The sequence below is a fragment of the Nonomuraea cavernae genome (assembly GCF_040655715.1).
Lineage (GTDB): Bacteria > Actinomycetota > Actinomycetes > Streptosporangiales > Streptosporangiaceae > Nonomuraea > Nonomuraea cavernae_A.
In genome coordinates, this window is sequence record NZ_JBFAKL010000001.1 from 97,490 (window position 1) to 107,197 (window position 9,708).

A 9,708-nucleotide genomic window follows, 5' to 3' on the forward strand; every position below is an offset into this window, starting at 1 on the left:
GAACGTCCACGGACACCGGGCCCGCAGGTCGAAGCCTCGGACTCACTTGGACCGACGCTGTCTGGGGCGATACTGAGCAACACGTTCCGCCGCCATACGTTCCCGTCGCTCTTGATCCGCGCTCTCCCGGGCAGTCGGCAGTCGCCGCTTCTCATGCCTGATCGCCAAGCGGATCGTCCAGTAGAGGAAAAAGAACAACAGCGCGGCCGGAACAGCCCATATGATCAACACGAGCAAAATCTCGGTTAACCCGATCCCCATCTGATCCTCCACTATAGGAGGAACCAGCATGCCTGATCTTGCAGACGGCGTCCATCGACGCTCACCGCCTCCAGGAGATACGGGCTTGATCGCATGCCAGATCCGTGCCAGAACGGCCGGGGAACCGCGGTCACTCACGGGACTCGCGGTCAACCGGCCCGCCCTGACCTGCCCCCCCGTTATCCCAGCTCAACCCAGCATGATCAGTAGCTGGTTCCCGAGCTGACAATTCATCGGCAAGACGCCGCGTTGCTGCGCGATCATTGGGCGATGAGGGCACGAGTGAGCGACTTTCTTGGGTGATCTTGAGGCTGGGCAGAGCATCGAGGACCGGACCTACGCCTGCGAACTCCTAGAGATACATATCGGCCCGCAGGGCGAGCCAGCCGAGGAACAATTCCAGCTCACCGTTGGCACTTCATAGGCCCTCGCGGAACAGCTCCAGCTTCATCCCTTTCTCATCGGCCGGCACTGGCTTTTCGTGCCCGAACTCCATCCCGACAAGGTGACCGAGTGGCTGAGTGATCAGATTGCGGTGTTGGAGGCTCCGACATGGAGCGAACTCGCCGAAAAGATCGGTCGCAGCGACACTGCACCGTCGAGAATCAACGCTCTGGGGGATCGCCGCCGACTGCGTGGAGCGCATCGATGTACCCGCCACCGACGTCGAACCGTGTGATGTCCGTCGTCTTGTTCGTAGAGCATATGAGTGCCCAGTCCGCCGCCGGACTGATCTCTTGGAGACGCAATCGCTTCTTCCGGGTGATCCCGCGAGCACGGCCGATGTAGCAGACTTGTGGGTCGATCCTCTCGATGTAGACAGCCATGAGAGGAAACGCCTTGGTCAACGTTGTGATCAGGCCCGTGGTGGAATCCAGGTCGATCCCCGCCAGAGGCTGGGGATGCTCCCCGCGCAAGATAAGGGCGCGATGGGTCATGGTCGAACCCTTCCAGCTTGAACGCGTCGCGTGCTCGATGTCGCGAAGGCGTATAACCGAATAGCCATCGAGATGAAGTTCGTCAGAGATGGTGTGCAGCAGTGCCCACTTGCGGCCAATGCCCATCACGTAGGCATCAAGTCGATCCGCACATTCGATCTCACGGCTGACCCTCACGGGTTCACCGGAGCGCCTTGCCCTCTTCAGGTCCGTGAGAATCGTCCTCTTAGCCATGGCTCCGGATCGTCCCACTTCGGGCATCTGATGCTCATCTGATTTCCGGGCTGTCCTGGATGATCAGGGAATATCGGTACTGCAACAGAGGCACACAACGACTCACAGCCACTTCCGTCCAGTACCACTCTGGACACGGTCGAGAGCTCCTGATCACGGCTTGGTCGACCACACGATCTTCTGCGCGGTGCGGGCCAGCCCATCGCAGCGGTGGCTGACAAGTCCTCCAGCGCCTGGGTGGGGTTCTCCGGCCGGATGACGCGTAGGTCGGCGACCTGGAGGTCGTGCTCGAGGTGAGTACGGTTCAGCCGGGTCCAGGTGACTCCGGCCAGGGCGGGATCGGCGAACGTGGCGTTGATCAGCTACGGCGCGCGTCGGCTGTACGCAGGTAGTGCTCGGCGATCTCGTCGCTGGTGGTCAGCCAGACATCCGGCTGCGCCGCCAGGTACGCCAGCGCCCGGTCAAGGTACTTCGCACGGAATGCCTGGCCGATCGAGAACGGGTGCAGAGCCAGCGCCATCACCCGGCCGCTGTGCGCGGACTCGGCGTGCAACTGCTCGTACTGGTCGGTGACGATCTGGAGGAACTCCGGCCCGGTCGTGCCGTTGCCGAACAGCATCAGGTCGTTGAGCTCGACCGAATACGGGACACTGATCATCCCGGGCACCCGCAGCGGGTACGGCTGGTCGTCGTTGGTCCAGTCCAGCAGGTAGCGGAAGCCGAGATCGGCCAGCAACTCTGGGGTATGGAACGTCTCGGTCAGGCCGGGCCCCATCCAGCCGCTCGGCCGGCGGCCGGTGCCCTCGGCGATGGTGTCGGTGATCTCGGTGAGAACGCGGCGCTCGTCGTCGCGGTCCATACCGGTGTGCAGGATCGAGTTGGTCCGCCCGTGCGCCAGCCACGCCCAGTCGCGTTCGACGCCGGCCTTGACGATCTGTGGGTAGTGGTGGACGACGTCGGAGTTGAGCAGCACGCTGGCCCGGACGCCGTGCCGGTCCAGGATGTCGGTGATGCGCCAGATGCCGACCCGGGCGCCGTAGTCACGCCAGCCGTGGTTGAGCGCGTCGGGCACCAGATTGGCGGTGCCGGGCCAGATGCTCGTGGACGGGCGACCGAGCAGGAAGTGCTCGACGTTGAGCCCGACGTACACGGCGACCCGGGCGCCACCGGGCCAGGTGATCGTCGGCCGCTCGGTGATCGGGTTGTACTCGAAGAGATTCAGGTCCTGTGCCATGCCGGAACGGTAAGACCTAACATTAATGTCAAGTTCAAGCGAGGGGTGACATGCGCATCGGCGAGCTGGCGCGGCGGACTGGGGTGAGCGAGCGGTCCCTGCGGTACTACGAGCAGCAGGGCCTGCTGGCCGCCGACCGTACCTCGGGGGGCCAGCGCGACTACCCGGACGCCGCGATCGACCGAGTCATTCGCATCCAGGAGCTGTTCGCCGCGGGGCTGCACAGCAGGAAGATCGTAGAGCTGCTGCCATGCATGCGCGACGCCGACGGCGGCCCCTCCATGATCGCCGACGCGAAGCTGGTCGCCGAGCTCACCGCAGAACGTGACCGCATCGACCGCATGATCGGCGACCTCATCACCTCCCGCGAAGTCCTCGACGACGTGATCACCGCGGCCTCGCAACCCGTCGACTGACCGGTCAACCCGGGCCGTCCCAGGTACGGCCGGTTTCCGCCACCATGGCGTTCCAGCAGCGCGCCGGTGTGCCGTACATCCCACCGCAGCATGGTCCGGTTATGGAGGAGGTCGTCCTCGCCCGCGACGGCGCCACCATGCTCCCGGGCGATGTCGGCCAGGCCGAACGCGACGTCGACGTTCGCGGCGGCGCAGGCGCCGCGCCCATCTCCGTCGAGCCGTCGCTCGGTGGTCCGCTCGATCATCCACCGGGGACCGGCGTACCGCAGGATCCGCCGTCGACTCGACGCCTTGTCCGGTGGGCACGACGACGGCGTGCGGCGCGGCGCCGCCTCGGCCGCGGGTGCACCGGCCGTGGGGACGGGGACTGGCGTGCTGACAGCGTTCACTCTTCCTCGGCGAGTTCCGGATGCTCGCGTTCGATCCGATCCGCGACGAAGTCCAGGTCATCGCGACCGAGCCACTCGATCAGGCTGTAGAGCAAGACGGGATCGCCGTGGATCTCGCCGGTCAGGTCTCCACGCTAGAAGGGGAAGTCCACCGCACCGCCGCCAAAGGGCCGCTCTGCTACCGCCTCCTGCTTGCTATGACAGAGGTCCACACGGCCATCCCCGCCAGCATCAGCATGCCAAGAGCCATGGTGGTGTATCCCGCCCCGCCGATCGATCTGACTGAGAACGAATCTCCCCATCCGTTGAGCTAAGAGTCATGAAGATCGACCCGAGCCCCAGCACCGCGCACGCCAGCATGCCCCCGGACAGGACCGCATACCTTACTGGCCTCTCGGCTGCTTCCCCTGATGACGACACACCACGCTTCTGCTCCAGGCCCGCCCTGAACAAGCCCCACGCAGCCGCACCCAAGGCCGCAGCCACGCCGAGAGCCGCCGTAGCAATGAACACCCAGTCGAGCGGTCCACGCACGTTGTAGGGCCCAGTCATCCACTTGAGAACCTTGACCACCAATGCCAGCGCTGACACCGCCAGCGTTAACTTGATCAGCTTAGGCACTTGGGACATTCGGCGATTATGTCGCCTGCCTACTCCCGTTCCAAGAGATGCCACCGGCGGGGGCCTCGGCTCCGGGTTGATCGACGTTCCATGGCCGAGGTTCGTGAGTGGCTGAGGTAGTTCCTGATCTTTCCTGTCTGCCATGTCCCAGGCAAGCCCAACATCTCGACTCCTCCGGATCAAAGGCCGATCGCGGCGCTCGCCTCGGTGGCCGTGTGGCCAGCTTCGGTAGCACCGTCGTGTACGTGTTCTCGGTCAGATTGGTCGAGCTGTGGCGCAGCATCGAGAACACCATCTTCGTGTCGGCGCCGGCGGCGTAGGCGTGCCGACGATCCGAGCGGCCGCCTTGCCGCAGAGGAGTGACACGCCCCTGTCCGGGGCTCTCCTGGTGGCCACCGACCACGCCAGAGACGCGCTGTGGGGCGCCGCCTCCGTCACCCGGGAGTCAGCCTGATCGGCCGGTTGTCTCCCCACGCGGGCTCATGCGGGTCACCTGACCCACCTCGCCGGCCTTGATCGGGCTCACCGGAGAGCAATCCACCGGGGATGTTCCAGGACCGTTCCATCTCCTGTCACGACATGTCACGCCTCTCCAATCGAGGTGTCACCGTCTGATGGGAGAGGACCCCGATGCGCGAAGTGGACGACTCGCGACTGCTGGTGGACATAGCCCGTGCCGTACTGGCGCGGGAGGAGGCCGAAGCGTGGCAGATCGAGCCGGGTGAGTTCTGGTGCCTGCTGACGCCGCCCAAGCACCGTCGCCGAGACCAGGGCTGGAAGCTGCACGTCTCGGCGACGCTGCTGTCCGCGCCGGTGGTGCTGACCCGAGCCGCCGAGGTCCTGGTCCGGGAGGGCTGCTCGTTCAAGTTCGCCCGGGGCCTGGACCAGCTCGACGCGCTGCTGTCGGTCAACTGTGACCGCGGCAGCGGGGGGAAGTTCATCACGGCCTATCCCGCCGACGATGAGCAGTTCCGCCGGCTGGCGGCGGAGCTGGACCGGGTGACCGAGGGGCTCCCCGGCCCGGTGGTGCTGTCCGATCGCCGGCTGCGCCCCGACAGCCTGGTCTTCTACCGCTTCGGCGTCTTCGGAGCCCAGCCGGTCTTCACCAACGACGGCAGTTTCGAGTCGATGGTGGTGGGCCCGGAAGGGGAGCGGCGCAAGGACGAGCGGCTGGCCTGGTTCAGCCCGCCGCCGTGGGCCAGGTCACCACTGCCCGAGCCTGAGCCGACCGCGCCGCCGACCGCGCCGTCGAGCACGCCGTCGAGCACGCCGTCGAGCACGCCGGAAGCGGTGCTGATCGGGGACCGCTTCGTGGTACGCGAGGCCATCCGGCAGTCCTACCGCGGCGGCGTCTATCGCGGAGTCGACCGGCAGACGGGCGGCGAGGTCATCCTGAAGCAGGCACGGCCCCAGGTGATGGGCCTGCTGGACGGGAAGGACGCCCGTGACAGGTTGCGCCACGAGGCGGACATGCTCGACCGGCTCGGTCCGCTGGGGGTCACGCCGGCCAACGTGGCGATGGTGTCCCAGCAGGACAATCTCTTCCTGGTCCAGGAACAGGTCCCCGGTGTCACGTTGCGAGCCTGGGCCGCCGCGCGGGCCGGCGAGGAGAAGGGCCGGGGCGTCCCGCTGGCCGAGGTGGTCGACAAGGCCGGGCAACTCGTGGAGATCATGGCCGCCGTCCACGAGCAGGGACTCGTGCTGCGTGACTTCACCCCCAACAACGTGATGGTCACGCCGGAGGGCCGGATCCGCCTGATCGACCTGGAGTTCGTCGTCCCTGACGGCACCCGCGTGCGCAGGGTTTTCACCCCCGGGTACGGCGCGCCGGAGCAGATCTCGGCAGCGAGATCGGGCCGGGCGCCCACCCGGCAGGCGGATCTGTTCGCGCTGGGGGCGTCGATCGTCTATCTCGCCTGCGCCGTGGATCCGCTGCTGCCTGCCGACAAGCCCGCCGACCGGCCGGGCGAGGAGCGGATGGCCGAGCTCGTCGCCCTCCTCGGCGCGGACATGCCCGCGCTGCGACGCCTGTCCCCGCTGGTGCTCGGCCTGACGAAGGACGACCCGGAACAACGGTGGACGCTGGGCCGCGCCCGCGCGTTCCTGGCGACCCTCGACCAGACGCCGGGCCCGGTGCAGGACGGCGGCCTGTCGACCGGTCGCACCGACCGGCTGATCAGCGACGGGCTGAACCACATCCTGCGCACCATGGATCCGGCGAGCCCCTGGCTGTGGACGGCGGGCGAGTTCGGCACGACGACCGATCCGCTCAACGTGCAGCACGGAGCCGGCGGGGTGCTGAGCGTGCTCACCCGCGGCGCCCAGGTCCTCGGCAACGCCGAGCTGCTCGCCGGGGTCGCGGACGTGGCCGGCTGGATCCGGCCACGTCTGTTCACCATCCCGCGCATCCTGCCGGGCCTGTACTTCGGCCGTTCCGGAACAGCCTGGGCCCTGTACGACGCCGCCCGGCTGCTGGGCGATGAGGAGATGGCCGCGCAGGCGGTCGAACTGGCCAAGAAGGTGCCGGTGCAGTGGCCTAACCACGACATCTGCCACGGCGCCACCGGCGCCGGCATGCTGCAGCTGCACCTGCATCGCTCGACCGGCGACCCCGAGCTGCTGGACCGGTTCACGCTGGCCGCGGACAGCGTGCTGCGCTCCGCGCATGAGCGGGAGGACGGTCTGCTGGTCTGGCCGATTCCCAAGACGTTCGACTCGGTGCTGGCCGGGCTGGTCCACTACGGGTTCGCGCACGGGGTCGCGGGGGCGGGCACCTTCATGCTGTACGCCTGGCTCGCCACGGGCGGCGCCGACTACCTCGAGGCCGCCCAGCGCGCGGCGGAGACGCTGGAGGCGGTCGCCATCACCGAGGGCGATGCCGCGTGGTGGCCCAGTGGCGAGAAGGAAGAGGCCGCGGATGACCGGGCGCGGCACTGGTGCAGCGGCTCCTCCGGGGTCGGCACCTTCCTGATCCGCCTGTGGGCGGCGACCGGTCAGCAGCGGCACCGGGAGCTCGCGGAGGCCGCCGGTACGGCGATCCGCGAAAGCCGGTGGTATTCGGGCACCAGTTCCTGCCACGGCCTGTCGGGAGATGCCGACTTCCTGCTGGATCTGGCCGACTTCACCGGTGAACAGCGTTACCACCGCTGGGCCTCTGAGCTGGCCACCGCGATGTACGCGCGCAACATCCTCCGGGACGGCCTCATGGTGCTGCCCGACGAATCCGGCGTCGAGGTCCACGCCGGCTACAACACCGGCCTCAGCGGCGCCATGGCCTTCCTGCTCCGGCTCCGCCACGGCGGGCCCAGGTGGTGGATGCTCGACGCGCTCCTGACCTCCAGGCGAGAAACACCCCAGCACGCGAGCCACGGGACGGTGTGACGCCGTGCCGGCCGCCGCACTGAACCGGATCAGCTTCTCGTTCGCCGCCGACGGCAGCCACGCGGCCTGCCTGACTCGTCAGGGCGACGGTCCGCTGCGCGTGGAACGGTGGTCCTTCTCCGGACGGACACCGCTGCGCGAGACGCTGAGCGGCGAGCAGTCGATCTGGACGCAACTGCTCACCCTGACCGACGGCCGGATCCTGTTCACCAGGCCAGGACGTGACCACAACCGGCTGATGCTGGCCGAGGACGGCCTGGCGGAACGGACCCTGCTCACGGTCGCCTGCCCGGCGGTGCGGCTGATCGCCTCTCCTGACCCCCGGCTGCTGGCCGTGGCGGTCGGTACCGCCGGCGAGCGCTCGACCATCTGGCGGGTACCGGGCGACGGGTCGAGCCTGGAGACGGTCGCCGAGCTGCCAGGGGTGCTGACCGGCGGACACCCCCTGGACACCGGCGGTGCCCTGGGATTCAACCAGCGGCTGGGTGACACGGTCAGGCCGGTCGTGGTGGATCTTCACTCCGGTGGGGTGATGCCGCTGCCGGGCACCTCACCCGGGCAGCACCTGCTGCTCAGCGCGCCGAGCTCGGGCCGGCAGATCCTGGCCGGGACAGTGGGGCAGCGGTTACGGCTCGGCCACGCGGACGCCGGCTCCCTGAGCTTTCCCGGCGTCCTGGACACGATCGACGGCAGCGTCGCTCCGATGGCCGCCGACCCCACCGGCGAAGACGTCGCGCTGCGGGTCAACCGGGGTGCCTGCTCGCAACTGATGGTCTACACCCCCCGGATGGAGCGGATCCGCCAGGTGCCGATCCCGCCCGGTGTCATCGGCCACGGCTGCGCCTGGGGCGCGCAAGGACTGCGCTTCCCGTTCTCCGCACCCGCCCAGCCCGGCGGCATCGCCACCGTCGACCCCGCCACCGGGCGGTGGGACCTGGCCGCCGACGACGCCCCGGGCTGGGCCGGCGCCCGCGTCGAGCAGTTCGCCGGGCCCGGCGGGCCGATCGAGGCCGTGGTCTACGGCGACCCGCGCCGTGCTCGCCGCCTGCTGATCTCCCTGCACGGCGGTCCTGAGGCAGCCACCCAGCTGGGCTTCGACCCGCTCATGCAGGCCGTGGCCGGCGCCGGGATCGCCATCGTCGCGCCCAACTACCGGGGCAGCATCGGGTACGGCTCGGCGCACCAGCGCGCCCTGCTGGGCGCCTGGGGCGGGCCCGACCTGGCCGACATCCGGCATCTGGCAAGGCGCCTGGCCCGTCCAGGCCAGGCGCTGCTGGTGCACGGCACCAGCTACGGCGCCTACCTGGCGCTGCTGGCCGCCTGCGCCGATCCCGACCTGTGGTCCGGCTGTGTCGCCGTCTCGCCGTTCCTGTCCGGGCCGCGCCTCTATGCGGAAGGTTCACCCGGAGTCCGGGCACTGCTGGACCGCCTCGGCGGCCGCACCGTGATCGACGACGATCTCGGCCCGCGGGATGTGGCGCGGCTCTGCGAGCGGATCACGGCCCGGCTGCTGATCGTCCACGCCCGCAATGACGAGGTGATTCCGGTCAGCCAGTCGCGTGAACTGCGCGCGCGCCTGCTGTCGGCCGGGCGTCACGAAGGCCGGGATTTCACCTATCTGGAAAGCCCGACCGGCGGCCATGACCTGATTTCCGGTCACATCGTGGACGCCTTACTGCGCTTCCTTCTGGCCGCCTAGAACAAGCGAAAGACGAAAGGAGGTGACAACCATGGCTGTCGACATCAGCGCGCTGGATCTGCTCCCGGCGGAAACCCAGGGACTTTTCCCGTGCCACGACTCGTGCGGCTGGCTGGTGACATGTGATTTCTCCTGTCTCCCGTCGTGCACGAACACCTGCAAGCAGACGGACGGCTGAGCCCGGCCGCTCATCCGGAGAGGAGGTGACACAAATGTCGATCGACATCAGCGCGCTGGACCTGCTGCCGGCGGAGCCGCGCGGACTCTGGCCGTGTGGCGGGATCACCTGCAGTCGCTCGTGTATCACCACGTGCACGTGGACTGACCCGAAGTGATCTGACAGAGGCCGCGGGCGACCGGACAGGGCGCCCGCGGCCAATCAGGAGGAGAAGAAAGTGACCGTCGACATCAACTCGCTGGACCTGCTTCCAGCCGAAGCCAAAGGCCTGTGGCCGTGCCAGGTCACCTGTTACGGATATTCCTGCGGTGAATGGCGTACCTGCGGATACACCGATCCGCTGAAATGAGCATCGGG

7 protein-coding genes and 1 pseudogene are annotated in these 9,708 nt (G+C 68.1%); 6 read left to right on the forward strand and 2 right to left on the reverse strand.

Annotation, left to right across the window (positions count from 1 at the left end; translation table 11 throughout):
- Positions 1–700: 700 nt before the first annotated feature.
- Positions 701–940 (forward strand): annotated as a pseudogene (locus AB0I38_RS00520) (hypothetical protein); the annotation flags it as partial.
- Here AB0I38_RS00520 and AB0I38_RS00525 read toward each other — a convergent pair.
- Both AB0I38_RS00525 and AB0I38_RS00530 read right to left on the reverse strand, forming a co-directional pair.
- On the reverse strand, positions 867–1,433 hold the full coding sequence (locus AB0I38_RS00525) for a hypothetical protein (RefSeq protein WP_358459515.1): 567 nt from the start codon (positions 1,431–1,433) through the stop codon (positions 867–869). The pseudogene AB0I38_RS00520 and the gene AB0I38_RS00525 sit on opposite strands and share 74 nt — an antisense overlap.
- Before the next feature lie 358 nt (positions 1,434–1,791).
- On the reverse strand, positions 1,792–2,667 hold the full coding sequence (locus tag AB0I38_RS00530) for a polysaccharide deacetylase family protein (protein WP_358459518.1): 876 nt from the start codon (positions 2,665–2,667) through the stop codon (positions 1,792–1,794).
- A 50-nt stretch (positions 2,668–2,717) separates the two neighbouring features.
- Between AB0I38_RS00530 and AB0I38_RS00535 the strand changes: the two genes are divergently transcribed.
- The 5 genes from AB0I38_RS00535 to AB0I38_RS00555 all read left to right on the forward strand — a co-directional run bounded on the left by AB0I38_RS00535 (position 2,718) and on the right by AB0I38_RS00555 (position 9,700).
- Positions 2,718–3,083, forward strand: coding sequence for a MerR family transcriptional regulator (locus AB0I38_RS00535; protein ID WP_358459521.1), 366 nt, complete (start codon positions 2,718–2,720; stop codon positions 3,081–3,083).
- Positions 3,084–3,492: 409 nt separating this feature from the next.
- Positions 3,493–3,786, forward strand: a complete 294-nt coding sequence (locus AB0I38_RS00540) for a hypothetical protein (protein ID WP_358459524.1) — start codon at positions 3,493–3,495, stop codon at positions 3,784–3,786.
- 937 nt (positions 3,787–4,723) lie between these two features.
- On the forward strand, positions 4,724–7,474 hold the full coding sequence (gene lanL, locus AB0I38_RS00545) for a class IV lanthionine synthetase LanL (RefSeq protein WP_358459527.1): 2,751 nt from the start codon (positions 4,724–4,726) through the stop codon (positions 7,472–7,474).
- A gap of 4 nt (positions 7,475–7,478) precedes the next feature.
- On the forward strand, positions 7,479–9,173 hold the full coding sequence (locus AB0I38_RS00550) for an alpha/beta hydrolase family protein (protein ID WP_358459530.1): 1,695 nt from the start codon (positions 7,479–7,481) through the stop codon (positions 9,171–9,173).
- A gap of 395 nt (positions 9,174–9,568) precedes the next feature.
- On the forward strand, positions 9,569–9,700 hold the full coding sequence (locus AB0I38_RS00555) for a hypothetical protein (RefSeq protein WP_358459533.1): 132 nt from the start codon (positions 9,569–9,571) through the stop codon (positions 9,698–9,700).
- Positions 9,701–9,708 lie beyond the last annotated feature (8 nt).